At 66.2% G+C, this 23,309-nt stretch carries 36 protein-coding genes; 32 read left to right on the top strand and 4 right to left on the bottom strand.

All coding sequences use genetic code 11. The features are described from left to right. Window positions 1-150 precede the first annotated feature (150 nt). The 3 genes from ACODRV_RS08890 to ACODRV_RS08880 form a co-directional block, all read right to left on the bottom strand. Window positions 151-1,188, bottom strand: coding sequence for a L,D-transpeptidase family protein (locus ACODRV_RS08890; RefSeq protein WP_488908063.1), 1,038 nt, complete (start codon window positions 1,186-1,188; stop codon window positions 151-153). Window positions 1,189-1,297: 109 nt separating this feature from the next. After that, window positions 1,298-2,086 (bottom strand): SGNH/GDSL hydrolase family protein, encoded by a 789-nt coding sequence (locus tag ACODRV_RS08885; protein WP_141626247.1) that lies wholly within the window; start codon window positions 2,084-2,086, stop codon window positions 1,298-1,300. Beyond that, the gene (locus ACODRV_RS08880; protein ID WP_168196798.1) at window positions 2,083-2,250 is read right to left on the bottom strand and encodes a hypothetical protein; all 168 of its coding nucleotides are present in this window, start codon (window positions 2,248-2,250) and stop codon (window positions 2,083-2,085) included. The genes ACODRV_RS08885 and ACODRV_RS08880 overlap by 4 nt, the downstream gene beginning before the upstream one ends. Before the next feature lie 152 nt (window positions 2,251-2,402). Here ACODRV_RS08880 and ACODRV_RS08875 point away from each other — a divergent pair, with 152 nt between their 5' ends. From ACODRV_RS08875 to ACODRV_RS08865, 3 genes are all read left to right on the top strand, one after another. Beyond that, window positions 2,403-3,548 carry a GNAT family N-acetyltransferase gene (locus tag ACODRV_RS08875; RefSeq protein ID WP_488908062.1) on the top strand — a complete coding sequence of 382 codons (1,146 nt, stop codon included), beginning with the start codon at window positions 2,403-2,405 and terminating at the stop codon, window positions 3,546-3,548. An 8-nt stretch (window positions 3,549-3,556) separates the two neighbouring features. Then, entirely contained in the window at window positions 3,557-4,477 is a 921-nt protein-coding gene (locus ACODRV_RS08870) for a cupin-like domain-containing protein (protein ID WP_240811749.1), read from the top strand. Between the two features lie 143 nt (window positions 4,478-4,620). Then, window positions 4,621-5,571, top strand: coding sequence for a GIN domain-containing protein (locus ACODRV_RS08865; RefSeq protein WP_488908061.1), 951 nt, complete (start codon window positions 4,621-4,623; stop codon window positions 5,569-5,571). A 250-nt stretch (window positions 5,572-5,821) separates the two neighbouring features. On the opposite strand, the gene ACODRV_RS08860 is transcribed toward ACODRV_RS08865, so the two are convergent. Further along, complete coding sequence (locus tag ACODRV_RS08860) at window positions 5,822-6,592, bottom strand: hypothetical protein (RefSeq protein WP_488908060.1); 771 nt, start codon at window positions 6,590-6,592, stop codon at window positions 5,822-5,824. 258 nt (window positions 6,593-6,850) lie between these two features. On the opposite strand from ACODRV_RS08860, the gene ACODRV_RS08855 reads away from it, so the two are divergent. The 29 genes from ACODRV_RS08855 (at window position 6,851) to rplQ (ending at window position 23,298) form a co-directional block, all read left to right on the top strand. Then, window positions 6,851-7,819 carry a hypothetical protein gene (locus ACODRV_RS08855; protein WP_488908059.1) on the top strand — a complete coding sequence of 323 codons (969 nt, stop codon included), beginning with the start codon at window positions 6,851-6,853 and terminating at the stop codon, window positions 7,817-7,819. 296 nt (window positions 7,820-8,115) lie between these two features. Further along, window positions 8,116-8,421 (top strand): 30S ribosomal protein S10, encoded by a 306-nt coding sequence (gene rpsJ, locus ACODRV_RS08850; RefSeq protein ID WP_003164367.1) that lies wholly within the window; start codon window positions 8,116-8,118, stop codon window positions 8,419-8,421. Window positions 8,422-8,442: 21 nt separating this feature from the next. Further along, on the top strand, window positions 8,443-9,198 hold the full coding sequence (rplC, locus tag ACODRV_RS08845; protein ID WP_141626252.1) for a 50S ribosomal protein L3: 756 nt from the start codon (window positions 8,443-8,445) through the stop codon (window positions 9,196-9,198). Then, entirely contained in the window at window positions 9,198-9,836 is a 639-nt protein-coding gene (gene rplD, locus ACODRV_RS08840; protein ID WP_141626253.1) for a 50S ribosomal protein L4, read from the top strand. Before rplC ends, rplD begins: the two co-directional genes overlap by 1 nt. Beyond that, window positions 9,836-10,141 carry a 50S ribosomal protein L23 gene (locus tag ACODRV_RS08835; protein ID WP_141626254.1) on the top strand — a complete coding sequence of 102 codons (306 nt, stop codon included), beginning with the start codon at window positions 9,836-9,838 and terminating at the stop codon, window positions 10,139-10,141. Before rplD ends, ACODRV_RS08835 begins: the two co-directional genes overlap by 1 nt. Window positions 10,142-10,145: 4 nt before the next feature. Then, window positions 10,146-10,979, top strand: a complete 834-nt coding sequence (gene rplB / locus ACODRV_RS08830) for a 50S ribosomal protein L2 (RefSeq protein ID WP_141626255.1) — start codon at window positions 10,146-10,148, stop codon at window positions 10,977-10,979. A gap of 3 nt (window positions 10,980-10,982) precedes the next feature. Next, complete coding sequence (gene rpsS, locus ACODRV_RS08825; protein WP_141626256.1) at window positions 10,983-11,261, top strand: 30S ribosomal protein S19; 279 nt, start codon at window positions 10,983-10,985, stop codon at window positions 11,259-11,261. A 3-nt stretch (window positions 11,262-11,264) separates the two neighbouring features. Then, complete coding sequence (gene rplV / locus ACODRV_RS08820; RefSeq protein ID WP_141626257.1) at window positions 11,265-11,645, top strand: 50S ribosomal protein L22; 381 nt, start codon at window positions 11,265-11,267, stop codon at window positions 11,643-11,645. Further along, window positions 11,645-12,400: a 30S ribosomal protein S3 gene (gene rpsC, locus ACODRV_RS08815; protein WP_141626258.1), complete on the top strand. Its 756-nt coding sequence runs from the start codon at window positions 11,645-11,647 to the stop codon at window positions 12,398-12,400. The genes rplV and rpsC overlap by 1 nt, the downstream gene beginning before the upstream one ends. Before the next feature lie 3 nt (window positions 12,401-12,403). Further along, window positions 12,404-12,844 (top strand): 50S ribosomal protein L16, encoded by a 441-nt coding sequence (rplP, locus tag ACODRV_RS08810; RefSeq protein ID WP_141626259.1) that lies wholly within the window; start codon window positions 12,404-12,406, stop codon window positions 12,842-12,844. After that, the gene (rpmC, locus tag ACODRV_RS08805; RefSeq protein WP_141626260.1) at window positions 12,844-13,041 is read left to right on the top strand and encodes a 50S ribosomal protein L29; all 198 of its coding nucleotides are present in this window, start codon (window positions 12,844-12,846) and stop codon (window positions 13,039-13,041) included. Before rplP ends, rpmC begins: the two co-directional genes overlap by 1 nt. Before the next feature lie 10 nt (window positions 13,042-13,051). Continuing rightward, a complete protein-coding gene (gene rpsQ / locus ACODRV_RS08800; RefSeq protein WP_141626261.1) occupies window positions 13,052-13,303 on the top strand; it encodes a 30S ribosomal protein S17 in 252 nt (83 codons plus the stop codon). Between the two features lie 18 nt (window positions 13,304-13,321). Further along, entirely contained in the window at window positions 13,322-13,690 is a 369-nt protein-coding gene (rplN, locus tag ACODRV_RS08795; RefSeq protein WP_055832151.1) for a 50S ribosomal protein L14, read from the top strand. A gap of 2 nt (window positions 13,691-13,692) precedes the next feature. Continuing rightward, on the top strand, window positions 13,693-14,001 hold the full coding sequence (gene rplX, locus ACODRV_RS08790) for a 50S ribosomal protein L24 (RefSeq protein ID WP_141626262.1): 309 nt from the start codon (window positions 13,693-13,695) through the stop codon (window positions 13,999-14,001). Continuing rightward, the gene (gene rplE, locus ACODRV_RS08785; RefSeq protein WP_141626263.1) at window positions 14,001-14,558 is read left to right on the top strand and encodes a 50S ribosomal protein L5; all 558 of its coding nucleotides are present in this window, start codon (window positions 14,001-14,003) and stop codon (window positions 14,556-14,558) included. The genes rplX and rplE overlap by 1 nt, the downstream gene beginning before the upstream one ends. 19 nt (window positions 14,559-14,577) lie before the next feature. Then, window positions 14,578-14,883: a 30S ribosomal protein S14 gene (gene rpsN / locus ACODRV_RS08780; RefSeq protein ID WP_141626264.1), complete on the top strand. Its 306-nt coding sequence runs from the start codon at window positions 14,578-14,580 to the stop codon at window positions 14,881-14,883. 15 nt (window positions 14,884-14,898) lie between these two features. After that, on the top strand, window positions 14,899-15,297 hold the full coding sequence (gene rpsH, locus ACODRV_RS08775; protein ID WP_141626265.1) for a 30S ribosomal protein S8: 399 nt from the start codon (window positions 14,899-14,901) through the stop codon (window positions 15,295-15,297). A gap of 1 nt (window position 15,298) precedes the next feature. Next, a complete protein-coding gene (gene rplF / locus ACODRV_RS08770) occupies window positions 15,299-15,832 on the top strand; it encodes a 50S ribosomal protein L6 (RefSeq protein ID WP_141626266.1) in 534 nt (177 codons plus the stop codon). Between the two features lie 3 nt (window positions 15,833-15,835). Then, window positions 15,836-16,192, top strand: a complete 357-nt coding sequence (gene rplR, locus ACODRV_RS08765; protein ID WP_141626267.1) for a 50S ribosomal protein L18 — start codon at window positions 15,836-15,838, stop codon at window positions 16,190-16,192. A 12-nt stretch (window positions 16,193-16,204) separates the two neighbouring features. After that, window positions 16,205-16,816, top strand: coding sequence for a 30S ribosomal protein S5 (gene rpsE, locus ACODRV_RS08760; protein WP_141626268.1), 612 nt, complete (start codon window positions 16,205-16,207; stop codon window positions 16,814-16,816). A 3-nt stretch (window positions 16,817-16,819) separates the two neighbouring features. Continuing rightward, window positions 16,820-17,017, top strand: a complete 198-nt coding sequence (gene rpmD, locus ACODRV_RS08755) for a 50S ribosomal protein L30 (protein ID WP_141626269.1) — start codon at window positions 16,820-16,822, stop codon at window positions 17,015-17,017. A gap of 250 nt (window positions 17,018-17,267) precedes the next feature. Beyond that, window positions 17,268-17,858 (top strand): 50S ribosomal protein L15, encoded by a 591-nt coding sequence (rplO, locus tag ACODRV_RS08750; protein WP_141626270.1) that lies wholly within the window; start codon window positions 17,268-17,270, stop codon window positions 17,856-17,858. 106 nt (window positions 17,859-17,964) lie between these two features. Then, window positions 17,965-19,353 (top strand): preprotein translocase subunit SecY, encoded by a 1,389-nt coding sequence (gene secY, locus ACODRV_RS08745; RefSeq protein WP_488908058.1) that lies wholly within the window; start codon window positions 17,965-17,967, stop codon window positions 19,351-19,353. A 20-nt stretch (window positions 19,354-19,373) separates the two neighbouring features. After that, window positions 19,374-19,934: an adenylate kinase gene (locus ACODRV_RS08740; RefSeq protein WP_141626272.1), complete on the top strand. Its 561-nt coding sequence runs from the start codon at window positions 19,374-19,376 to the stop codon at window positions 19,932-19,934. A gap of 81 nt (window positions 19,935-20,015) precedes the next feature. Continuing rightward, entirely contained in the window at window positions 20,016-20,741 is a 726-nt protein-coding gene (locus ACODRV_RS08735; protein WP_488908057.1) for an energy transducer TonB, read from the top strand. 155 nt (window positions 20,742-20,896) lie between these two features. Continuing rightward, window positions 20,897-21,265, top strand: a complete 369-nt coding sequence (rpsM, locus tag ACODRV_RS08730; RefSeq protein WP_141626274.1) for a 30S ribosomal protein S13 — start codon at window positions 20,897-20,899, stop codon at window positions 21,263-21,265. Between the two features lie 10 nt (window positions 21,266-21,275). Further along, complete coding sequence (gene rpsK / locus ACODRV_RS08725; RefSeq protein WP_141626275.1) at window positions 21,276-21,665, top strand: 30S ribosomal protein S11; 390 nt, start codon at window positions 21,276-21,278, stop codon at window positions 21,663-21,665. An 85-nt stretch (window positions 21,666-21,750) separates the two neighbouring features. Next, window positions 21,751-22,770, top strand: a complete 1,020-nt coding sequence (locus tag ACODRV_RS08720) for a DNA-directed RNA polymerase subunit alpha (RefSeq protein ID WP_141626276.1) — start codon at window positions 21,751-21,753, stop codon at window positions 22,768-22,770. Window positions 22,771-22,878: 108 nt separating this feature from the next. Beyond that, window positions 22,879-23,298 (top strand): 50S ribosomal protein L17, encoded by a 420-nt coding sequence (gene rplQ, locus ACODRV_RS08715; RefSeq protein WP_141626277.1) that lies wholly within the window; start codon window positions 22,879-22,881, stop codon window positions 23,296-23,298. Window positions 23,299-23,309 lie beyond the last annotated feature (11 nt).

Raw genomic sequence — 23,309 nt, 5'->3', positions numbered from 1 at the left:
CGGCCGCACCGTCGGCGCCGGCGTCGTCGCAAAGATCATCGAGTAATCGACGGTCTGACGATCTGAGTTGAAGAGCCCCGCCGGAGCGATCCGGCGGGGTTTTTCTTTGTCCTTGCTGCGTCCCTCTCCCCCAAGGGGAGAAGGCAGAGGCTAGATGAACCGCACCTCGACCCCGGGTTTAACCGCCGCGGCCAGTTGCCAGGCGTCCCAGTTGGTCAGGCGGACGCAGCCGTGGGAGGCGGTCTTGCCGATCTTGTCGGGCTCGGGCGTGCCGTGGATGCCGTAGCTGGGCTTGTTCAGGTCGATCCAGACGACGCCGACGGGGTTGTTGGCCCCCGCGGGCACGACGATCCGGCGACCGCCGGGGCCGTAGCTGAGCTTGGCGGGGTCATAGACATAGTCCGGATTGCGGGCGACGCCGTTGACCCTGACCGTCCCGCTCGGCGTCGGATTGTCGCCGCTGCCGATGGTGGCGGGATAGTAGGCCAGCAGGCGGCCATCCCCAGCGAAGGCGCGCACCGAGCCCTCGCCCTTGTCGACGATGATGTGGTCCACATCGGCCGGCAGGGGCGCCGCGCCGATGGCCGGGACGGTGATCTTCTGACCCGCGCGACGGAAGTCCACGCCGGGGTTCAGCGTCTGAAGCAGGTCTTCGGTGATGTGGAAATGCTCGGCGATACGCTCGCGCGGGCTGGTGTAGCGGACGCCGTTGTCGGCCTGTTCCGCCAGTTCCCCCGGCGGCGGGCTGAACGGGCCCGCGACGTCAGACGCGGACAGGGTGTAGGTGGTCATGGCCGGGCGGTCGTCCGCCGATGTCAGCCGATCCATGAGGTCTCCGTCGATGGCGTCGCCCGAAAGCCCGTTCGCCTTTCGATAGGCCGCAACCGCCTGCCGCAGGTTGGAGCCCGGCACGCCGTCGATGACGCCGGGCGAGAAGCTGGAACGATCAAGCAGAACCTGCAGGCGGATCAGGGCGGGATCCGGCTGAACCGGCCCGGTCGGCGCCGCGCCGGCCGTGGGGGGCGCGACGGGCGCCGTGATCCGGGCTTCGTTGATCTGGTCAGCCGTGAGGGCGGCGGCCTGTGTCGCGTCCACGGGCGCGCGGGGCTGGTCGGACTGACCGCAGGCGGCGAGGGCCAGGACGGCGGTCGAGGCGACGACCAGACGAAGGGACAGGCGGGGGGACATGCGGGCTCCGGGCCGTTTCAGGTCGGAAACCAACCCGCTGCGGCAGAGCTTGTTCCGGATCGTCGTTCGACGGATCGCGGACGCACCGGAAGGTCCGCGCTTCTTCTGTCTAGCGAAGCCGGGGCGCCAATCCTTCCGCCGTGACCTCGGCCCAGCAGGCATAGCCCGCGTCGTTCAGGTGCAGGTCGTCCGGGCCGACGCCGCCACGCTCCAGACCGCTCCAGCCGGCCATGGCGTCGAAGCGGTGCAGCACGGCGTACTGACCCCGGCGGCCTTCCTCGGAGATGCGACGGGCCATGTCGCCCAGCGCCGGGTTGCGGCCCCGGAACGACGCGTTGGTGGTCGTTTCCGGCAGGCGTTGCGGGTCGATCAGCAGGACATCCACGTCGGCGGCCTGCAGCACCGCCTCGCCGCGATGGAAGTCGGCGAACACGTCATCGACCATCCGGTCGCGCAGCACGTCATTGGTGCCCAGTTGCCAGATGACCAGATCGACGCGCCCGGCGGCCAGTTCGCGCTCCAGCCGGTCAGCGGTCTCCTTCGCCGTTTCGCCGCCGATGCCGCGGTTGAAGACGGTGACGTCCACCCCGGGCAGACGGCGTTCAAGCCCCAGTTCCAGCAGGGGCGCGAAGCCGAGCTCGCGACGGCTGGCGCCGATCCCCTCGATGGACGATGAGCCGACGGCCAGAATACGCAGAGCCCCGGCGCGGACGGCGGCGCGACTGCGGGTCAGGCCCCCGTTGTCCGAAACGAAGCCGGTCTCCAGAGGGCAGACGGCGATCGGCTGGCCGGTCGTGACGGCGGGGCGCGGCGCAGGCGTCTGGGCCCGGGCCGAGACGGGCAGGGCGGAACCGGCGGTGAGGGCGACGGCGGCGAGCATATGGACGGTGAACTTCAAGGATTGGGTTTTCCGGTCGCGGGGTCTGTGGCCGTGTCGCCGGGATTTGAGGAGCCCTCCGAACCCTTGGGCTCGGTCGCCGGGCGGGGCGGCTGGCCGTCCCTGTCGGGGCGCAGGTTCTCGTTCTCGGTTTCGCGGCTATCGGGGCGGTTCGGGTCAGTCATGACAGGTCTCCGGGGATTGGGACAAGCGCAACGTGCGACGTCAGGCCCGGCTCCCCGAACACAAATCATTAAGGATGAACGCTCACCGGGCCGAAACGGGCGGTGTGGCATGGAGGACGCTGAAACAGGCCTGTTGAGGCGAAGGGCGGCGGATGACCGGGTTCAAGGTCGACATCCTGAAGGCGGACCAACTGGGCGAGGCCGAGTGGGGCGCGTGGCGCGCCTTTCTGGCGGCGAACCCGGCGCTGAACAGCCCCTATTTCCGGCCCAGCTTCACGCGGGTGGCCGGGCGGATCAGCCCCGACGCGGCGGTGGCCGTGTTCAGCAAGGGCGGCGAGATCGTCGGCTTCTTCCCGCATCAACGGCGCGGGGCGGCGATCCAGCCGCTGGGGGCGCCGATGAACGACTATCACGGCGTCATCGCCCGTCCGGGCGAGGGGCCGACCCTGTCGGAGGTGGCGACTCTGCTGGGAGCGTCGCGCCTGAACGTCACCGCCTGGGTCGGGGATACGCCGCTGGGCGAGGACCGGCGCACGGTGCAGGTCGAGCTGGGCGAGGGCGGCTATGACGGCTGGTACGCCGAGCGGCGCCAGACGTTCGGCAAATTCTTCAAGGACAAGGAGCGCGCCCGGCGCAGCATGGAGGCCGAGTTGGGGCCGTTGCGGATCGAGCGTGGCCTGCATGATCCCAAGCTGCTGGACTGGCTGCTGAACCTGAAGCGGGATCAGTACCGGCGCACCAATCGCCATGACATCTTCGCCTGCGGCTGGACGGCCGAGCTGTTGCACGAACTGCTGCAGACTCAGGGCGAAAACGGCTTCGGCGCCTCGATGGCCGGGCTGTGGGCGGGCGACCGTCTGACCGCGATCGAATTCTCGCTGCACGCGGGCGACCAGTATCATTTCTGGTTCCCGGGCTATGAGCCGTCGCTGGCGCGCTGTTCGCCGGGAATCCTGCTGAGCATGGACACCATGCGGTTGGCCGCCAAGCTGGGCTATCGCACCTTCGACTTCGGGTTCGAGGGCGAGCACTACAAGAAATACTTCTGCAACGGCCACCACATCGTGCGCGAGGCCATGGTGTTGAAGCCCGGCCTCGGCGCGGCCATGAGCCAGGCGGCTGTGAAGGCGCTGGATCTGGGGGGCGAGGGGCGGGGCGAGAAGTTGCGCGCCAGCGTCCGCCGTCGCTGGGCCGCCATCGAGGCCTGTGAAGTCACCCCCGCCAACCGCTTCAGGGGCGCCGTGCAGGCCGCGGGCGCCGCGCTGAACAAGACGCGCTCGAGCAGTGCATCCGCCTGAGGACAGACATGACCAAAGAGATGCTTTCGGCCCGCACCCGCTATTCCGGCCCGATCCGTCAGGCCGAGGCCCATCCGCACAGTCTGGTGGAGCAGGGATTCGCCACGGACGAGTCGCTGGCGGCGATCCTGGACCGCTATCCGGCGGAGTTGTTCGATATCAACCTGTATGACTACGACGACGAGGGGCAGGTCTCCCTGCGCACCGGCGCGCGCGGTCGCCTGGACGGCGCCGAGCTGCTGGCCGCGATCCAGCAGGGGCGTCTGTGGGTCAATATGCGCGAGGTCGAGACCGGCTGGCCCGAACTGTGGGCCGCGGCCATGGTCGAGTTCGGCAAGGTGCAGGCGAAATATCCCGGCATGCGCGCCGTGCGGAACGCCGGCCAGTTGATCCTGTCCTCGCCCAAGGCGCGGGTGCCCTACCATTTCGACCCGGCGGGCGTGGTGCTGTTCCACATGCGCGGTCGCAAGCGGATCTATGTCTATCCGGGCGACGAGGGCCATCTGCCCGAACGCAACATGGAACAGGTGGTCGCGCGCCAGACGACCGAGGAACTGCCCTATACGCTCGCGTTCGAGCAGGACGCGCAGGTGATGGATCTGGAGCCGGGTCAGGCGCTGACATGGCCGATCTATGCGCCGCACCGGGTGGAGAATCTGGACCGGTTCTGCGTCAGCCTGTCGATGGACTTCCAGACCTGGCCGTCGCGGTTCCGCAACGGGGCGCTCTACACCAACGCTGTCTTGCGCAGCCGGGGACGGAGCCCGCGTATGACCGACCGGATGGCGACACCCGAACTGGCGGCCCGCTGGGCGGCGTCGCTGGCGCTAAAGAAGGCGGGCGCGCTGAAGAGTCGGCTCGAGCATTTCGAACGCGATTTCGAGCCGGAAGTCGGCGTGGCCGACGGCGCGGGCTCGCTCAGAACCTGAACATCCTGAAAGGCCGGCCCTGCCGTTCAGGCGGCGCGGGGCTTTGGACGGGGATTCTTACAACGGGGTCATGACCTCCTATTAAAGTGACTTCGACGCCCGGCGGACGCACCCTTTCCTCACATCGGACAGGGAGGCCCGTCATGAAATCCGCCATCGCAATCGCCGTATCCGCCGCCGCGCTCGCCGCCATGGCCAGCCCCGCGTTCGCCGGAGAGCCGAACGTCGAAATCCGCAACGCCGTCGCCCGGGTGTCGGTCATCGTCGAGGACCGCGCGGACATTTCGGTCGAGGTTCAGCGCGGCCGGTCGCAGCTTCCGGCCATCCAGGTCTCGCGTCACGGCGACGAGGTCCGCATCGACGGCGGACTGGGCGGACGCCGTGGCGGCCTGTTCAACCGCGGAAACAGCCGCATCCGCGAGTGCCACTCGGGCCGCGTTGACGCTCGGCCGGGCGAGGGCGCCTGGGTTCAGGTGCGAGATCTGGGCCGGGTGAATCTGGAAGACGCCCCGCAAATCATCATCCGCACGCCCCGCCGGGTCGACATCGCCGCCAACGGCGCGGTCTTCGGCGCCGTCGGTCGCGGCGCGCGCTCGGTGGAGCTCGCCAACGGCGGCTGCGGTCGCTGGGATGTGGCCAACGTCGACGGCCCGGTCTCGCTGAGCCTGGGCGGTTCTGGCGACATCCGGGCGGGCAACGCCGGGTCTCTGGAGATCGCCATCGGCGGGTCCGGCTCGGTCGCGGCGGGAACGTCGAACGCGCTGGATATTTCGATCGGCGGGTCCGGTTCGGTCCGCGCCGGGGCGACGCGCCGGCTTGAGGTCGCCATCGGCGGCTCGGGCGATGTGGGCGTGGCCCGTCTGGACGGAGATATGGACGTCGCCATCGGCGGTTCGGGCGACGTGGACGTGCGCGGCGGAACGGCTCCGAACGTCGATGTGGCCGTCGCCGGATCAGGAGACGTCAGTTTCCGCGGCGTGGCCGGCAATGTGGATGTGACGGTCATGGGCAGCGGCGATGTGAACATCGCGCGGGCCACCGGCTCGGTCAGCCGCCAGGTGGCGGGTGGCGGAGACGTGCATATCGGACGCTGACGGTCAGACAGCGAACGGTGACGGGAAGAGCCCGGGGATGTGGAACCCCCCGGGCTCTTTTCATGTCCGGCGCCGGGCCAGGTTTACGCCGGGCGGGGTGTAGTGCTGTCGGAGGGCGGCACCTGAAGCGCTTTGCTCCGGTCCGGACAAGGCGCGCGGTATCCGGGCGCTCGTGCAAACGGCATGAAGAAGCCCCGGCGGATCGCTCCACCGGGGCTTCAACAGCTCAGCCGAAAGGCTGTCGTTCGGCTTAGAAGGCGCCGGCGAGGGCGCCCACGCTGGCGGCGGTGCGGCCGAGATCGGCGCCCGAACGCGAGCGGGTCTGCAGGTCGCCACCGAAGGTGTAGCGCAGGCCGACGGTCAGGGTGTTGATCGACAGATCAACGTCTTCCAGCTCGGCGTAGCCGTAGTTGGCGGTCAGGCTGAACGGGGTGTCGGCGATCTGGTATTCGCCGCCGGCGTTGATCGACCAGACGTCGATGTCCGAGCCGCCGCCGTCGACGGTGTGCCAGCCCAGGCCGCCGTTCACGCGCAGGGCCGGGGTGATGAAGTAGGCGACGTCGCCGCCGACGCTCCAGGCGTCGATGTCGGCGTCGTCGGCGGTTTCATAGGCCACCGAACCCGTCAGGGTCATGTTGTTGATGTAGGCTTGGGCTTCGGCGCCGAAGGCCCACAGGGTGTCGTCGCCGAACTCGGCGCCGCCGGTGAAGCCGCCGACGCGGAACGTGTCATTGATCATGACGGTGCCGTGGACGGCGCCGTCCACGCTGCTGTTGTCCTGACCGGCGACGGCGTTGTTGTTGTACGAGAAGCCGCCGTCCAGCGTGACGGTGAACGGGCCGGTGACCGGGATGGCGGCGGCGACGTCAACCTTGCCGTTCTCGGCCGTGAAGTCCGAACCGAAGGCGTCGTACTTGACGTTGTTGTAGCCGATGCCGACCGAACCGACGGCGTCCTGGGCGAAGGCCGGGGCGGCGGCGAAGGCGGCGACGGCGGCGGTGGCGAGGAAGAGCGTTTTCATTCTTGTTTTCCTTATTCCGCAGCAAGGGGGAAGGCGCGCTGCGATTTGAGGCGAGCTATCAGGCGGGCTCCCAGCGTCGCCATTACAAAAGCTTCACAAAACAGCGGCTTACCGGCCTTGTGGCTTCTCTGTCACGCATTGTGGCGCCGTTGCGGCAGTGGTGCGGACAGATAGCGGCGGCGTCTGAAATCAAAGTCAGAAACCGATGGTTCTGTGGCTCGTCGGCCTGACGCAGGGTCGTGGAGGGAGGACGGTCACATGCGATGGAATCAGATCGGCTGGGCGTCGGTCGTGGCGGCGGCGGGACTTTTCATCAGTGTGGCGGATGCGCGAGCACAGACGCCGCCGGAGGGCTTCGTCTGGTACGTGCTGAACGCGCTGAACGGCTTTTATCTCGACGTCGATGATCCGACGAACCGGCCCCCTTTGGTCACCGAAATTCCGGACGGCGTGCTTGAGCCGGTGGAGGTGAGCGGCGACGACCGGACTGACTGGCTCATCCGTTGGCCCGACTCCACGCAGTTCTGCGGCACCGGCGGTTGTCGCGCCACTTTATATATAAGCGGCGAAGACGGCTTCATTCGCGCCTTCGATCGACAGGCCCTTCGCTTCGAAGTGAAGACGGTCGATGGGGAGGTCCGGGTCGAAGCCGCGCTGCACCATCTATACTGCGATAGCGGCCGGAATGAATGCCTGCGCGCCTGGGCGTGGGAGCCTGCGGCCGGGCGGCTCCAGGAGCGGCCCTCCAGTGACGGGATCAGCCGCCTGACCATCGTCGCGCCCGTCGACCTAGGCGAAGAGGCGGACGGGTCGCCGATTCTGCCGGACTGGACCCCATCGACGCTCGAGGAGATCCGCTTCCACAGCCGGGTCTGGCGTCCGGCGACGACGGAGGAGGGGCCCAGCCTCTGTCAGGCAGAACTGTTCGACACACCGGATGTGAATGGCGACGGGCTGCGCGACTGGGTGTTCACCCCCGCCGGCGAATGCGATGGCGAGCCGGAAAGCGGCTTTCAGGTCTGGGTGACCATGGGACCCGGTCCGGGGCCGCAGGGACGCGGAGGGCCGGTCGCGCTGGCCTATACCGCCCCGCCGGAGCGCTGGGCCGAGTATGAAGTGTCGGAGCGTCCGGCTATGCTTATGGTGGTCGCGCCCTGTGGAGAGGGAGCGGATTGCGGCGGTATTCCACTGCGCTGGAACGCTTCGACAGGCCGTCTGGTGGAGTAGGCGGAAAACCCCGCCCCGACACAGTTTCGCCGCTTGACGAACGGGGACTCAATCGGCATAAGCGCCCACTCTTGTTGGACCGGCTGTGCACCTCCGGGTGCAGACGCGGTTCGCAAGAACGACCTGAGTGCCTGTTCTTTGCAGTTTCTTGGGACTCCAACGGCCTTCGCGGGGTACTGCGTGGGCCGATCGTTTTTGCGGACGTGCGTACTCTGAAGGCTTTTGGCCTGAAGACCTCCGGTCTTTGAAATGGTTCACAGGGACGCAGGTTCGCCTGCTTGGGAATAACAACCGATATGGATCAGAGCATCCGCATCAGGCTCAAGGCCTTCGATCACCGCGTCCTCGACTTTTCGACGCGCGAAATCGTCAATACGGCCAAGCGCACCGGCGCGACCGTCCGCGGTCCGATTCCGCTGCCGACCCTGATCGAAAAGTTCACCGTGAACCGCTCGCCGCACGTCGACAAGAAGTCGCGCGAGCAGTTTGAAATCCGCACGCACAAGCGTGTCCTCGACATCGTCGACCCCACTCCGCAGACCGTGGACGCGCTCATGAAGCTCGACCTCTCTGCCGGCGTGGACGTCGAGATCAAGATTTAAAGAAGAAAGAGGCGGGATCCGATGCGCACGGGCGTGATCGCCAAGAAGCTGGGCATGACCCGCGTGTTCGCCGATGACGGCGCGCACGTTCCGGTCACTGTGCTGCAGCTCGACGGCTGCCAAGTCGTCGGCCAACGTACCCAGGAGCGTGACGGCTACGTCGCTCTCCAGCTGGGCGCTGGCACCAAGAAGGCCAAGAACACCAACAAGGCTCAACGCGAAGCTTTCGCGAAGCTGGAAGTGGAGCCGAAGGCCTATGTGACCGAGTTCCGCGTTGACGCGGACGCCCTGGTCGAAGTCGGCGCCGAGTTCTCGGCTGACCACTTCGTCGCGGGCCAGAAGGTCGATGTCCAGGCCGAGACCATCGGCAAGGGCTTCGCCGGCGCCATGAAGCGCTGGAACTTCGGCGGCCTTCGCGCCACCCACGGTGTGTCGGTTTCGCACCGCTCGCACGGTTCGACGGGTAACCGTCAGGATCCGGGCCGGACGTTCCCCGGCAAGAAGATGGCCGGCCACCTCGGCCAGGAAGTCGTCACCACCCAGAACCTGACCGTCTTCCGCGTTGACGCGGAACGCGGCCTGATCCTGATCAAGGGCGCCGTCCCCGGTCACGAAGGCACGTGGGTCAAGATCCGCGACGCCGTGAAGAAGGCCCGCCCGGCTGAAGCCCCGTTCCCCGGTGGCGTGAAGTCGTCGGCCGCTCCGGCTGCTCAACCCGCTGAGACCCCGGCTGAAGAAGCTCCGGCCGTCGAAGCGACCGAAGGCGGTGAAGCGTAATGAAACTCTCGGTCATCAAACTCGACGGCAAGGCCTCGGGCGACGTTGAACTGTCGGACGCCGTCTTCGGCATCTCCGACATTCGCGGCGACCTGCTGGCCCGCTACGTCAACTGGCAGCTGGCCAAGCGCCGCGCCGGCACGCACAAGGTTCAAACCCGCAACGAGAACTCTCGTACGGGCAAGAAGATGTACAAGCAGAAGGGCACCGGCGGCGCCCGTCACGGTTCGCGCCGTGCGCCGCAGTTCGTCGGTGGTTCGCGCGCTTTCGGTCCGGTCGTTCGCTCGCACGCCTATGACCTGCCCAAGAAGGTCCGCGCCCTGGCCCTGCGTCACGCGCTGTCGTCGAAAGCCAAGGCCGGTTCGCTGGTCGTGGTCGACACCGTCGCCGTGAAGGAAGCCAAGACAGCCTCGCTGCGCGAAACCTTCGGCAAGCTGGGCTGGACCAAGGCTCTGATCATCGCTGGTCCGGAAGTCGACGTGAACTTCGGCCTGGCCGCTCGCAACATCCCGCACATCGACGTGCTGCCGAACGCCGGCCTGAACGTCTATGACATCCTGCGGGCCGACAAGCTGGTGCTGACGAAGGCTGCTGTTGAAGCCATCGAAGCCCGCTTCGCGAAGAAGGAGGCCGCGTAATGGCCGGCGCTCAACCGACCGCGCGTCACTACGACACCATCCTGGCTCCGGTGATCACCGAGAAGGCCACGATCCTGTCGGAACAGAACAAGGTCGTCTTCCGCGTCGCGGAAAACGCCTCGAAGGACGAGATCGCCGCTGCGGTCGAGGCCCTGTTCAAGGTCAACGTGCTGAAGGTCAACACCCTCGTTCAGAAGGGCAAGACCAAGCGTTTCCGCGGCATTCTTGGCCGTCGGGTCGACATCAAAAAAGCGATCGTGACGCTGGCTGAAGGCCAGTCGATCGACGTCACCACGGGGCTCTAAGCACATGGCTTTGAAGACCTACAATCCGACTTCGCCGGGCCGTCGCGCCCTGGTGCTGATCGACCGCTCGGAGCTCCACAAGGGCCGTCCCGAGAAGTCGCTGACCGAAGGCCTGACCAAGTCGGGCGGTCGTGGTCAGGGCGGTCGCATCGCTGTCCGCTTCCGCGGCGGCGGCGCCAAGACCCTGTACCGCAAGATCGACTTCAAGCGTCGCAAGTTCGCCTCGGCGACCGTCGAACGCCTGGAATACGATCCGAACCGCACCGCCTTCATCGCCCTCATCACCTATGAGGACGGCGAGAAAGCCTACATCATCGCGCCGCAACGCCTGAAGGCGGGCGACACGGTGGTCGCTGGTGAAAAGGTCGACGTGAAGCCGGGCAATGCGATGCCGCTGCGCTCGATCCCGGTCGGCACGATCATCCACAACGTCGAAATGAAGCCGGGCAAGGGCGCCCAGCTGGCCCGCTCGGCCGGCGCTTACGCCCAGCTGGTCGGCCGCGATCAGGGCTACGCCCAGATCCGTCTCGGCTCGGGTGAGCTTCGCATGGTCCTGGACGGCTGCATGGCCACGGTGGGCGCGGTTTCGAACCCCGACCACATGAACCAGAACCTCGGCAAGGCCGGTCGCAAGCGTCACATGGGCTTCCGCCCGCACGTCCGCGGCGTCGCCATGAACCCGATCGACCACCCGCACGGTGGTGGTGAAGGCCGGACCTCTGGTGGTCGCACCCCGGTTACGCCGTGGGGCAAGGACACCAAGGGCACCCGCACCCGCAAGAACAAGGCGACGGACAAGTACATCATCCGTACCCGTCACGTTAAGAAGGCTCGCTAACCGATGGCCCGCTCCTCCTGGAAAGGCCCGTTTGTCGACGGGTATCTGCTCAAGAAGGCCGACGCCGTTCAGACGTCGGGCCGCAAGGATGTGATCAAGACCTGGTCGCGCCGCTCCACCATCCTGCCGCAGTTCGTCGGTCTGACGTTCGGCGTCCACAACGGCCAGAAGCACGTGCCGGTGATCGTCTCGGAAGAGATGGTCGGCATGAAGTTCGGCGAGTTCGCCCCGACCCGGAACTTCCCGGGCCACGCGGCGGACAAGAAGGCCAAGAGGAAGTAATCCATGGCCCAGACCAAGAACCCCCGCCGGGTCGGCTCGACCGAAGCCCGCGCCAAGCTGGTGAACGTCCGGATCAGCCCGCAAAAGCTGAACCTGGTCGCCGCCTCGATCCGCGGTCTGCCGGTGCAGAAGGCGCTCAACGAGCTGGAATTCAGCCGTAAGCGCATCGCCACCGACGTCCGCAAGGTCCTGTATTCGGCGATCTCGAACGCCGAGAACAACCACAACCTCGACATCGACAATCTGGTCGTCGCCGAGGCCTTCGTGGGCAAGAACCTGGTGATGAAGCGTTTCGCGAGCCGCGCTCGTGGTCGCTCGTCGCGCATCCTGAAACCGTTCAGCGAGATCACCATCGTGGTCCGTGAAGCCGGCGAGGCCGCCTGATGGGTCAGAAAATCAATCCGATCGGTTTCCGCCTTGGCGTGAACCGCACGTGGGACAGCCGCTGGTTCGCCGACGGCGCCTCCTACGCCCGCCTGCTGCACCAGGACCTGAAGCTGCGCGAGTGGCTGAAGGAGCGTCTGCAAGCCGCCGGCGTGTCGCGCATCATCATCGAGCGCCCGCACAAGAAGTGCCGCGTGACGATCTACGCCGCCCGTCCGGGTGTCGTGATCGGCAAGAAGGGCGCCGACATCGAGAAGCTCCGCAAGGACATCTCGGCCCGCACTGAAGGCGAAGTTCACCTGAACATCGTCGAAGTCCGCAAGCCGGAAACCGACGCTCAGCTGATCGCCGAGAACATCGCGCAACAGCTGGAACGCCGCATCGCCTTCCGTCGCGCCATGAAGCGCGCGATGCAGTCGGCCATGCGTCTGGGCGCCAAGGGTGTCCGGATCAACGTTTCGGGTCGCCTCGGCGGCGCTGAAATCGCCCGTATGGAATGGTACCGCGAAGGTCGCGTGCCGCTTCACACCCTGCGCGCCGACATCGACTATGGCTTCATCGAAGCCAAGACGACCTACGGCATCATCGGCGTGAAGGTCTGGGTCTTCAAGGGTGAGGTGCTCGAGCACGACCCGATGGCCCAGGACAAGCGCTGGGCCCAGGAAGCCTCGGGTCCGTCGTCGAACGAAGGCCGTGAACGTGGCCCCCGCGGTGATCGCGGCCCGCGTCGCGACCGCGGACGTGGTGAGAACTAAGTCATGCTGCAACCGAAAAAGACCAAGTACCGCAAGGCCTTCAAGGGCCGGATTCACGGTTCGGCCAAGGGCGGCTTCTCGCTGAACTTCGGCTCTTACGGCCTGAAAACGGTCGAGCCGGAACGCATCACCGCGCGTCAGATCGAGGCGGCTCGCCGCGCGATCACCCGCCAGATGAAGCGTCAGGGCCGCGTCTGGATCCGGGTGTTCCCGGATCTGCCCGTCACGGGCAAGCCGGCTGAAGTCCGGATGGGTAAGGGCAAGGGCGCCGTGGACCACTGGGCCGCGCGTTGCCACCCGGGCCGCATCCTGTTCGAAATCGACGGCGTGCCGGACGATGTGGCGCGTGAAGCGCTGCGTCTCGGCGCCGCCAAGCTGCCGGTCCGCACCAAGGTGGTCACCCGCCTTGACGCCGGCATCGCTCATGTGGAGGCCGCTGCCTGATGACCAAGATCGCCGATCTCCGGTCGCAAACCGCTGACCAGCTGTCCGACGAGCTGCTGAAGCTCAAGAAGGAACAGTTCAACCTGCGCTTCCAGGCCGCCACCGGCCAGATGGAAAAGACCCACCGGGTCTCGGAAGTGCGCAAGGACATCGCCCGCATCTCCACGCTTCTGCGTGAGAAGCGCGCGGCTGTTTAAGGAAACGAAGATGCCGAAGCGAATTCTCGAAGGCGTGGTCGTCTCCGACAAGGGCGACAAGACTGTCATCGTCAAGGTCGAGCGCACCCTGCTGCACCCGGTCCTGAAGAAGACCGTCCGTCTGTCCAAGAAGTACCACGCTCACGACGAAGCGAATGCCCTCAAGGTCGGTGACCTGGCCCGCATCGTCGAGTGCGCCCCGAAGTCCAAGCTGAAGCGCTGGGAAGTCCTGTCGGACGCCTCGGCCGCCTCGGCCTCGTAAGAAGAAGGATCGGATCCCATGATCCAGATGCAAACTAACCTGGAGGTGGCCGACAATTCGGGCGCTCGCCGGGTCATGTGCATCAAGGTGCTTGGCGGCTCGAAGCGCCGCTACGCCTCGGTGGGCGACACCATTGTCGCCTCGGTGAAGGAAGCGATTCCGCGCGGCCGCGTGAAGAAGGGCGACGTCGTTCGCGCCATCGTCGTGCGCACCGCCAAGGACATCATGCGCAAGGACGGCTCTGTCATTCGTTTCGACAAGTCGGCCGCCGTCATCGTCAACAAGCAAAACGAGCCTGTCGGCACCCGTATCTTCGGGCCGGTTCCGCGCGAACTGCGCGCCAAGAACCACATGAAGATCATCTCGCTGGCTCCGGAGGTCCTGTAACCATGGCCGCCAAGATCAAGAAGGGCGACAACGTCGTCATCCTGACCGGCAAGGACAAGGGCCGTACCGGCCAGGTCCTGAAGGTCCTTCCGACCGAGAACCGCGTCGTCGTGCAAGGCATCAACATGGTGCAGCGTCACACGCGTCCGACCCAGGGCGACCCCCAGGGCGGTATCAAGAACAAGGAAGCCTCGCTTCACCTGTCGAACGTCGCGATCGCCGACGCCAACGGCAAGGCGACCCGCGTCGGCTTCAAGGTTGAAGAGGGCAAGAAGGTCCGCTTCGCCAAGACGACGGGAGACGTCATCTAATGGCCGACACCAAGTACACCCCGCGGCTGAAGACGGAATACAACTCGCGCATCCGCGGCGAGATGAAGACCAAGTTCGGCTACACGAACGAGATGCAGATCCCCAAGCTGGACAAGATCGTCCTGAACATGGGTATCGGTGAAGCTGTCGCTGACTCCAAGAAGGCCACCGCGGCCCTCAAGGATCTGACCGCCATCGCCGGTCAGAAGGCTGTGCCGACCAAGGCCCGCAACTCCATCGCCGGCTTCAAGCTGCGCGAAGGCATGGTTGTCGGCGGCAAGGTCACGCTGCGCGGCGACCAGATGTACGAGTTCCTGGACCGGTTCATCACGATCGCGCTGCCGCGCGTGAAGGATTTCCGCGGCCTCAAGGGCACTTCGTTTGACGGTCGCGGCAACTACGCCACCGGTCTGAAGGAGCACATCGTGTTCCCGGAGATCAACTACGACCAGATCGACCAGATGTGGGGCATGGACATCATCGTCTGCACCACGGCCAAGACCGACGAGGAAGCCAAGGCTCTCCTCGCCGAGTTCAAGTTCCCGTTCGTGAACTGAGCGGGAAGGGAAACAGACAATGGCAAAGAAGTCCGCTGTAAACCGTAACGAGAAGGTCAAGGCCCTCGTCGCGAAGTACGCCGACAAGCGCGCTGCCCTCAAGGCCACCGCGAATGACGAGTCCCTGCCGCTGGAGGAGCGCTTCGAGGCGCGCCTGAAGCTGGCGGAACTGCCGCGCAACTCGGCGCCGAACCGCATCCGCAACCGCTGCGAGGTGACGGGTCGTCCGCGCGCCTACTATCGCAAGCTGAAGATGAGCCGGATCGCCCTGCGTGAGCTGGGCAACCTGGGGCAAATCCCCGGCCTGACGAAGTCGAGCTGGTAAGGGGAGCATAAAGTCATGATGATCAACGATCCCCTGAGCGACATGATCGCCCGCATCAAGAACGCTGCGACCCGCAAGCGTTCGAAGGTGCTGACCCCGGCCTCGCGCCTGCGCCAACGCGTCCTCGACGTGCTGCAGGACGAAGGCTACATCCGCGGCTACAACCTGGTGCAAAACCCGGGTGAGTTCCCGCAGTTCGAGATCGAGCTGAAGTACTTCGACGGCCAGCCGGTGATCGCCGAGATCGCCCGCGTGTCGAAGCCCGGCCGCCGCGTCTATTCGGCTATCAGCGACCTGAAGCCGATCAAGAACGGCCTGGGCATCTCGATCCTTTCGACGTCCAAGGGCGTCATGTCGGACGCTGCCGCCCGCGACGCCAATGTCGGCGGCGAAGTCCTCTGCAGGGTCTACTAAGATGTCCCGTATCGGCAAGAAAACCATTGCTGTGCCGAAGGGCGTGACTGTCACGCTCGACGGCCAGAACATCACCGTGAAGGGTCCGAAGGGCGAACGCGCCTGGACCGTGGCGGAAGAGATCGAGGTCAAGCAGGAAGGCGACGAACTGTCGCTGACCCCGCGTTCGGACACCCAGCGCGCTCGCGCGATGTGGGGCCTGTCGCGCACCCTGGTCGACAACATGGTCACCGGGGTCACCACCGGCTTCGACAAGACGCTCGAACTGGTCGGCGTGGGTTACCGCGCCGCGATGAAGGGCAACCAGCTGTCGCTGCAGCTCGGCTTCTCGCACGACGTCGACATCGATCCGCCGGCCGGCGTTTCGTTCGCTGTTCCGAAGCAGACCGAGATCAAGATCTCGGGTTCGGACAAGCAGGCCGTCGGTCAGATCGCCGCCGTCATCCGCAAGCTGCGTCCGCCGGAGCCCTACAAGGGCAAGGGTGTCCGCTACGCCGGTGAGACCGTGCGTCGCAAGGAAGGCAAGAAGAAGTAAGTCATGGCTCTTTCTCTTCAACAGCAAGCCAAGCGCCGCGCCGAGCGCAATCGTCGCCGCCTGAAGGCTGTCGCCAACGGTCGCCTGCGCCTGTCGGTCAGCCGTTCGGACAAGAACATCTCGGCCCAGATCATCGACGACGCCCAGGGCGTCACCGTGGTCGCCGCCTCGTCGCTGGAAGGCGGCAAGGGTTCGAAGGGCTCGGACGTCGCCGCGGCTGCCGCCATCGGCAAGCTGATCGCCGAACGCGCCATCGAGAAGGGCGTCAAGGACGTCGTCTTCGACCGCGGCGCCTACATCTATCACGGACGGGTGAAGGCGCTGGCGGAAGCCGCGCGTGAAGCCGGCCTGAACTTCTAAGGGACGCGACAGATGGCGCAACAACCCCAGCGCGGCGGACAGGGCGGCAACGACCGCAACCGTCGTGACAACCGTAACGCTCCCGCTGTCGATGGTCCGGACTCGGACATCGTCGAGAAGCTGGTGCACATCAACCGCGTCGCCGCCACCGTGAAGGGCGGCCGACGCTTCAGCTTCGCTGCCCTGATGGTCGTCGGTGACGGCAAGGGCCGCGTCGGCTTCGGTCATGGCAAGGCGCGTGAAGTGCCGGAAGCCATCCGCAAGGCGACCGAAGAAGCCAAGAAGACCATGATCAAGGTTCCGCTTCGCGAGAACCGCACCCTGCACCACGACGGCAACGGCCGTTGGGGCGCCGGCAAGATCATGATGCGCGCTGCCCCTCCCGGGACCGGCGTGATCGCGGGTGGTCCGATGCGCGCCGTGCTCGAAACCCTCGGCGTCCAGGACGTCGTCGGCAAGTCGACCGGTTCGTCGAACCCCTACAACATGATCCGTGCGACGTTCGAGGCCCTCAAGGTCCAGTCGTCGCCGCGTCAGGTTGCTTCGAAGCGTGGCAAGAAGGTCGCTGACCTGATGGGCCGCCGCAACGACGGCGCCTCGGCGCCTGAAGCCATCGAGGGCTAAGACATGGCCAAGACTGAATCGAAAGCCACCGTCACCATCCGCCAGACCGGTTCGCCGATCCGCCGCAAGTCGGACCAGCGCGCCACCCTGATCGGCCTGGGCCTGAACCGCGTGGGTCGTGAATCGACCCTCGAGGACACCGCCTCGGTCCGCGGCATGATCGCCAAGGTCCACCACATGGTGGAAGTGGTCGAGAAGTAAGACTGCAGGTCTCCCTCCCTTTCGGGGGAGGGCGGATCGCCGCAAGGCGGTCCAGCAAGGGGCGGCTCCGCAAGAGCCGCCTTTACTGCTATCCGGGGAGCGGCTATAGCGCGCGACCTTGAGGTTTGGGGGAGGGCGGTTCGCCATCCCCTTCCGGCTGCGTCGCAGCCATCCTCCCTGAACGGGAGGGACATTGAAAACGCCGAGTCCGGAGTGTCTCCGGGCGCTAGAACCCGAAAGGATCAGGCATATGAAACTGAACGAAATCCGCGACAACGAAGGCGCACACAAGAAGCGCATGCGCGTCGGCCGTGGCCCGGGCTCGGGCAAGGGCAAGACCGCCGGTCGCGGCGTCAAGGGTCAGAAGTCGCGTTCGGGCGTCGCCATCGGCGGCTTCGAAGGCGGCCAGATGCCGCTGTACATGCGTATGCCGAAGCGCGGCTTCAACAACCCGAACGCGCTGAAGCTGGCCGAAGTGAACCTGTGGCGCCTGCAGGACGCCATCGACGCCGGCAAGCTGGACGCCAAGTCGGAAATCAACGGCGAGGCCCTGGTGGCCGCCGGCGTGATCCGCCGCGTCAAGGACGGTGTCCGCGTTCTGGGCACCGGTGAACTGAAGGCCAAGCTGAGCCTGGTCGTCTGGTCGGCCTCGGCCGGCGCCAAGTCGGCCATCGAAGCGGCCGGCGGTTCGGTCGTCGAACAACGCATCGAAGCCGAGGCCAAGGCCGCGGCTCGCGTCGAGAAGCGCAACGCCGCCAAGGGCAAGGTTCCGGCCCCCAAGGCGCCGAAGGGCGACGCCAACAAGGTCTCGGCCCGCGCCAAGCGCACGGCCGCGAAGTAAAAAGACTGTCGGGCGCCCTCGCCATGAGGGCGCCCTTCTCCTATCTGGACGCAGGCGCGGACTCGTCGTCCGATGCGCCGCGTTCTGATCAGTCGGGGTGACACTTATGGCTTCGGCCGCCGAACAACTCGCAGCAAACATGAACATGGGCTCGTTCGCCAAGGCGACCGAGCTGCACAAGCGCCTGCTTTTCACGGCAATGGCGCTGATCGTGTTCCGCCTGGGCTGCTATATTCCGATCCCCGGCATCAACAACGCCCAGTTCCTCGCGTTCTTCCAGGATCCGGACGGCCAGCGCGGCATTCTGGACATGCTCAACATGTTCTCCGGCGGCGCCGTTCAGAACATGGCCGTCTTCGCGCTGAACGTGATGCCGTACATCTCGGCCTCGATCATCGTGCAGCTACTGGGCGCGGTGTACCCGCCCTGGGAGAAGCTGCGCAAGGAAGGCGGCGAGAGCGGCCGCAAGCAGCTGAACCAGTACACCCGTTACCTGACGGTCGTTCTGGCCGTCGCCCAGGCCTTCGGCATCGCCACCCAGCTGAACGGTCAGCCGGGTCTGATCGACGAACCGGGCCTGTTCTTCATCATCACCACCACGACCTGCCTGACCGCCGGGACCATGTTCCTGATGTGGCTGGGTGAGCAGGTGACGGCGCGCGGCGTCGGCAACGGCATCTCGCTGATCATCTTCGCCGGTATCGTCGCGGTTCTGCCGGGCACCATCGGCCGCATGTTCGGCCTGGCCCAGCAAGGCCAGATGTCGGCCTTCGCCCTGATCGCCATCGTCGCGATGGCCGTGGGCGTGGTCGTCTTCATCGTCTTCATGGAGCGCGCCCAGCGCCGCCTTCTGATCCAGTATCCGAAGCGTCAGGAAGGCAACCGCATGGCCGGGGGCGAGCGTTCGTTCCTGCCGCTGAAGGTCAACACCGCGGGCGTCATCCCGCCGATCTTCGCCTCGTCGCTGCTGATGCTGCCGTCGACGGTGGCCCAGTTCACCGATCCGTCGAAGCTCCCGGCGTGGATGTCGTGGCTGCCGGCCTTCACCGCCCAGATGCAGCACGGCCAGCCGGTGTTCACCGTGCTGTACGCCGTCCTGATCATCTTCTTCTGCTTCTTCTACACCTCGATCACCTTCAACCCCGAGGACACGGCCGAAAACCTGCGCAAGTACGGCGGCTTCCTGCCGGGCATCCGTCCGGGCAAGCGCACGGCCGAGTATCTGGACCACGTCCTGACCCGTCTGACGGTGATCGGCGCGGCCTACATCACCGCTGTCTGTATCCTGCCGGAGATCATGGTCGCCAATCTGGGCCAGAGCTTCTACTTCGGCGGCACCTCGGTGCTGATCGTGGTCTCGGTGACCATGGACACCGTGGCGCAGATCCAGTCGCACCTGCTGGCGCACCAGTATGAAGGCCTGATCAAGAAGGCCAAGCTGCGCGGCCGTGGACAGACCAGGGGCAAGGGCGTCACCGCGCCCGCCCGCCGCTAAGCCGACCAGAGGGGGAAGCGATGAACCTGATCCTGTTTGGGCCGCCCGCGGCCGGCAAGGGCACCCAGGCCAAGCGTCTGGTCGAGACTCGGGGCATGATCCAGCTCTCGACCGGCGACATGCTGCGCGAGGCGATCGCTTCGGGCTCTGAGTTGGGCAAGGAGTGTCAGGCCATCATGTCGCGCGGGGATCTGGTTCCCGACGCGGTCGTGATCGCCCTGATCGAAGCCCAGCTGAAGGCGGCGGAAGACGCTGGCGGCGCCATCTTCGACGGCTTCCCGCGCACCCTGGCCCAGGCCGAGGCGCTGGACGCCATGCTGGCCAAGCTGGGCAAGAAAATCGACCACGTCGTGCGCCTGAAGGTGGACGATGAGGCCCTGCTGGCCCGCGTGGCCAAGCGGTTCTCCGACCAGGGCCGTCCGGACGACAACCCCGACAGCTTCAAGGTCCGTCTGGACGCCTACAACCGCAACACGGCGCCTCTGCTGCCCTACTATGCGGACAAGGGCCTGCTGACCGAGGTCAACGGCATGGACTCCATCGAGGCCGTCTCGGCCGACATCGACGCCGCCCTGAACTGAACCGGTTTCCGCCCGCCGACCCGGCGGGCGGACCTTCCCCCCGACAGCCCGCGTTCATGTCCGGTGTGACATGGGAAGCGCGTGAGCACGGGACATTCCATCCTGAACCGTCGCCGGTGGCGCAGCGCCGGCTTCGCCGTCGGCATCGTGGCGGCGCATCTGGCTGTCTTCGCCGTGATCGGCGCAGGCGCGCCCGGCGGTGCGGTCGTCCCGCCGCCTCCGGCGTTGGAGGTGGTGCTGTTCCGGCCGCCCGTGCCGCCGCCACCTCCACCGCCGCCGCCGAACCCCTCGCCCGTGGCCGGGGGAGGGGCGCCCGCCGCTCCGTCGCGCATCCATACGCCGCCCCCGCCGCCCGCTCCTCCGCCGGACAGCCCGCCCGCGCCGGTCGTTCAGGCCCCCGAGCCCGCGATCACGGTCGGCCTGGCTCCCACCGCCTCTCCGGAGCCGGGATTCGGTCCGGGCGGGGAGGGGGAGGGACGGGGAACCGGCCTCGGGGACGGCGACGGTCCCGGCTCGGGCTCCGGCGCCCTGATCCTGCGCGGCGCCAACGGGCGGGAGATCTTTCAGGACACGCCGCGCGAGTTGCGCGGCCGCGCCCGCAACGTGGACATCACCGTCAGCTGCGAGATCACGCTGGAGGAGCGCCTGACCGGCTGCCGGGTCGTCAGGGAGCGGCCCGCCGGGCAGGGATTCGGTCCGGTCGCCGTGCGCGTCGCCGAAACCCGCTTCCGCGTCCGCCCGCCGATGACGGCCTCCGGTCGCCCGATCCCGGGCGGCCGTATCACCATCGGGGTGATCTGGCCCTGAGCGGTTGACGGACCGAAGTGCCGATACGGCGTTCGCGACCTGTTGACGGAAACTGAATCCCCTGTATAAGGCCCGCTTCCGCGAAGGGCGCGCACGCTCCTGGTCTGTTGACCGGAGCGTTTATTGCGTCCGCACACGCGTATCTGGAGAGCTTCGTGGCCCGTATTGCTGGCGTCAACATCCCGACCAACAAGCGCGTTGAAATCGCGCTTCAGTACATCCATGGCATCGGCCCCGCCGCCGCCAAGGATATCGCCGCCAAGGTGGGCATCGAGCCCGCCCGCCGCGTGAACCAGCTGACGGACGCTGAAGTCCTGTCGATCCGCGAAACGATCGACCGCGACCATACCGTCGAGGGCGACCTGCGTCGTGAGACGTCGATGAACATCAAGCGTTTGATGGATCTGGCCTGCTACCGCGGCCTGCGTCACCGCAAGGGCCTGCCGGTCCGCGGCCAGCGCACCCACACCAACGCCCGCACCCGCAAGGGTCCCGCCAAGCCGATCGCCGGCAAGAAGAAGTAAGAGCTGACACATGGCCAAGGAACCGGGTCGCGTTAAGAAGCGCGAGCGCAAGAACATCACCTCGGGCGTCGCTCACGTGAATGCGTCGTTCAACAACACGATGGTGACCATCACCGACGCGCAAGGGAACGCGATTTCCTGGTCGTCGGCCGGTCACATGGGCTTCAAGGGTTCGCGCAAGTCGACCCCCTACGCCGCCCAGATGGCTGCTGAAGACGCCGGCAAGAAGGCGGCAGAGCACGGCGTGAAGACGCTGGAAGTCAACGTCTCGGGTCCGGGTTCCGGCCGCGAGTCGGCCCTGCGCGCCCTGCAGGCCGTGGGCATGACCATCACGACCATCCGCGACGTCACCCCGATGCCGCACAACGGCTGCCGTCCGCCCAAGCGCCGCCGCGTCTAAGCGAACCGCCGCCGACTCTATTCTCCGTCGCTCCCCATACGCCTGACGAGGCGGGGAGCGGCGAACTCCGACTCGAGGGACATCCATGATCGAACGAAACTGGCAAGAGCTGATCCGTCCCGAGAAGCCGCAGATCGAGGCGAGCTCCGACCCCCAGCGCAAGGCGCGCCTGGTCGCTGAGCCCCTGGAACGCGGTTTCGGCGTGACGCTCGGCAATGCCCTGCGTCGCGTTCTCCTGTCGTCGCTGCAAGGCGCCGCGGTGACCGCGATTCAAATCGACGGCGTCGTGCACGAATTCTCGTCGCTGGAAGGCGTGCGGGAAGACGTCGTCGACATCGTGCTGAACATCAAGCAACTGGCGCTGCGCATGCACGCCGAAGGTCCGAAGCGCATGACCCTGCGCGCCACGGGCCCCGGTGTCGTCACGGCCGGCCAGATCGAAGTCCCTGCGGACATCGAGGTGCTGAACCCGGATCACGTCATCTGCACCCTGGATGACGGCGCTTCGATCCGCATGGAACTGACCGTCCAGAACGGCAAGGGCTATGTGGCTTCGGAGTTCAACCGTCCGGAAGACGCCCCGATCGGCCTGATCGCCGTCGACGCCCTGTACTCGCCGGTTAAGCGCGTCGCCTATCGCGTCGAACCGACCCGTCAGGGCCAGTCGCTGGACTACGACAAGCTGGTGCTGGAAGTCGAAACCAACGGCGCCGTCTCGCCGGTTGACGCTGTGGCCTACGCCTCGCGCATCCTGCAAGACCAGCTGCAGATCTTCATCACCTTCGACGAGCCGAAGAAGGCTGTTGAGCAGTCGGACGGCAAGCCCGACCTGCCCTTCAACCCGGCCCTGCTGAAGAAGGTGGACGAGCTGGAGCTGTCCGTCCGTTCGGCCAACTGCCTGAAGAACGACAACATCGTCTACATCGGCGACCTGATCCAGAAGACCGAGGGCGAAATGCTTCGCACCCCGAACTTCGGCCGCAAGTCGCTGAACGAGATCAAGGAAGTTCTCGCGACGATGGGCCTCAGCCTCGGCATGGATGTGCCGAACTGGCCGCCCGAAAACATCGAAGACCTGGCCAAGAAGTTCGACGACCAGATCTAGTTTCAACCCTCCGCCCATGACCCTTTCGGGGATCGCGGAGCGGTTAGAATGATAGAGCCCCAGGTCCACACGTAGCGTGGATACCAGGGTTGAGTAGGAGAGACCCCGATGCGCCACGGCGCCGCCTATCGCAAGCTCGGCCGTACGGTCAGCCACCGCCAGGCCATGTTCGCCAACATGGCTGCTTCGCTGATCAAGCACGAGCAGATCACGACCACCCTGCCGAAGGCGAAGGAACTGCGTCCCTTCGTCGAGAAGCTGGTCACCCTCGCCAAGAAGGGCGACCTGCACGCTCGTCGTCAGGCCATCAGCCAGGTCCGTGACGTGCCGCAAGTCGGCAAGCTGTTTGAAACGATCGGCCCGCGTTACGCCGAACGTAACGGCGGCTACATCCGCATCATGAAGGCCGGCTTCCGCCATGGCGACAACGCCGCCATGGCCGTGATCGAGTTCGTCGACCGCGACGTCGACGCCAAGGGCCAGGACTCGGGTCCGGTCTATGAGATCGAGGGCGACGACGAAGCCTAAGCTTCGTTCGT

The organism is Brevundimonas sp. FG8, from assembly GCF_057808845.1.
The sequence above is the reverse complement of the archived record's forward strand: the minus strand, read 5'-3'. Positions and strand labels throughout refer to the sequence as shown.

Coding starts and splice junctions, on each gene's coding strand:
- ACODRV_RS08890 (WP_488908063.1), bottom strand. CDS start 1,188: ATGTCCCCCCGCCTGTCCCTTCGTCTGGTCGTCGCCTCGACCGCCGTC.
- ACODRV_RS08880 (WP_168196798.1), bottom strand. CDS start 2,250: ATGACTGACCCGAACCGCCCCGATAGCCGCGAAACCGAGAACGAGAAC.
- ACODRV_RS08875 (WP_488908062.1), top strand. CDS start 2,403: ATGACCGGGTTCAAGGTCGACATCCTGAAGGCGGACCAACTGGGCGAG.
- ACODRV_RS08870 (WP_240811749.1), top strand. CDS start 3,557: ATGACCAAAGAGATGCTTTCGGCCCGCACCCGCTATTCCGGCCCGATC.
- ACODRV_RS08865 (WP_488908061.1), top strand. CDS start 4,621: ATGAAATCCGCCATCGCAATCGCCGTATCCGCCGCCGCGCTCGCCGCC.
- ACODRV_RS08860 (WP_488908060.1), bottom strand. CDS start 6,592: ATGAAAACGCTCTTCCTCGCCACCGCCGCCGTCGCCGCCTTCGCCGCC.
- ACODRV_RS08855 (WP_488908059.1), top strand. CDS start 6,851: ATGCGATGGAATCAGATCGGCTGGGCGTCGGTCGTGGCGGCGGCGGGA.
- rpsJ (WP_003164367.1), top strand. CDS start 8,116: ATGGATCAGAGCATCCGCATCAGGCTCAAGGCCTTCGATCACCGCGTC.
- rplC (WP_141626252.1), top strand. CDS start 8,443: ATGCGCACGGGCGTGATCGCCAAGAAGCTGGGCATGACCCGCGTGTTC.
- rplD (WP_141626253.1), top strand. CDS start 9,198: ATGAAACTCTCGGTCATCAAACTCGACGGCAAGGCCTCGGGCGACGTT.
- ACODRV_RS08835 (WP_141626254.1), top strand. CDS start 9,836: ATGGCCGGCGCTCAACCGACCGCGCGTCACTACGACACCATCCTGGCT.
- rplB (WP_141626255.1), top strand. CDS start 10,146: ATGGCTTTGAAGACCTACAATCCGACTTCGCCGGGCCGTCGCGCCCTG.
- rpsS (WP_141626256.1), top strand. CDS start 10,983: ATGGCCCGCTCCTCCTGGAAAGGCCCGTTTGTCGACGGGTATCTGCTC.
- rplV (WP_141626257.1), top strand. CDS start 11,265: ATGGCCCAGACCAAGAACCCCCGCCGGGTCGGCTCGACCGAAGCCCGC.
- rpsC (WP_141626258.1), top strand. CDS start 11,645: ATGGGTCAGAAAATCAATCCGATCGGTTTCCGCCTTGGCGTGAACCGC.
- rplP (WP_141626259.1), top strand. CDS start 12,404: ATGCTGCAACCGAAAAAGACCAAGTACCGCAAGGCCTTCAAGGGCCGG.
- rpmC (WP_141626260.1), top strand. CDS start 12,844: ATGACCAAGATCGCCGATCTCCGGTCGCAAACCGCTGACCAGCTGTCC.
- rpsQ (WP_141626261.1), top strand. CDS start 13,052: ATGCCGAAGCGAATTCTCGAAGGCGTGGTCGTCTCCGACAAGGGCGAC.
- rplN (WP_055832151.1), top strand. CDS start 13,322: ATGATCCAGATGCAAACTAACCTGGAGGTGGCCGACAATTCGGGCGCT.
- rplX (WP_141626262.1), top strand. CDS start 13,693: ATGGCCGCCAAGATCAAGAAGGGCGACAACGTCGTCATCCTGACCGGC.
- rplE (WP_141626263.1), top strand. CDS start 14,001: ATGGCCGACACCAAGTACACCCCGCGGCTGAAGACGGAATACAACTCG.
- rpsN (WP_141626264.1), top strand. CDS start 14,578: ATGGCAAAGAAGTCCGCTGTAAACCGTAACGAGAAGGTCAAGGCCCTC.
- rpsH (WP_141626265.1), top strand. CDS start 14,899: ATGATGATCAACGATCCCCTGAGCGACATGATCGCCCGCATCAAGAAC.
- rplF (WP_141626266.1), top strand. CDS start 15,299: ATGTCCCGTATCGGCAAGAAAACCATTGCTGTGCCGAAGGGCGTGACT.
- rplR (WP_141626267.1), top strand. CDS start 15,836: ATGGCTCTTTCTCTTCAACAGCAAGCCAAGCGCCGCGCCGAGCGCAAT.
- rpsE (WP_141626268.1), top strand. CDS start 16,205: ATGGCGCAACAACCCCAGCGCGGCGGACAGGGCGGCAACGACCGCAAC.
- rpmD (WP_141626269.1), top strand. CDS start 16,820: ATGGCCAAGACTGAATCGAAAGCCACCGTCACCATCCGCCAGACCGGT.
- rplO (WP_141626270.1), top strand. CDS start 17,268: ATGAAACTGAACGAAATCCGCGACAACGAAGGCGCACACAAGAAGCGC.
- secY (WP_488908058.1), top strand. CDS start 17,965: ATGGCTTCGGCCGCCGAACAACTCGCAGCAAACATGAACATGGGCTCG.
- ACODRV_RS08740 (WP_141626272.1), top strand. CDS start 19,374: ATGAACCTGATCCTGTTTGGGCCGCCCGCGGCCGGCAAGGGCACCCAG.
- rpsK (WP_141626275.1), top strand. CDS start 21,276: ATGGCCAAGGAACCGGGTCGCGTTAAGAAGCGCGAGCGCAAGAACATC.
- ACODRV_RS08720 (WP_141626276.1), top strand. CDS start 21,751: ATGATCGAACGAAACTGGCAAGAGCTGATCCGTCCCGAGAAGCCGCAG.
- rplQ (WP_141626277.1), top strand. CDS start 22,879: ATGCGCCACGGCGCCGCCTATCGCAAGCTCGGCCGTACGGTCAGCCAC.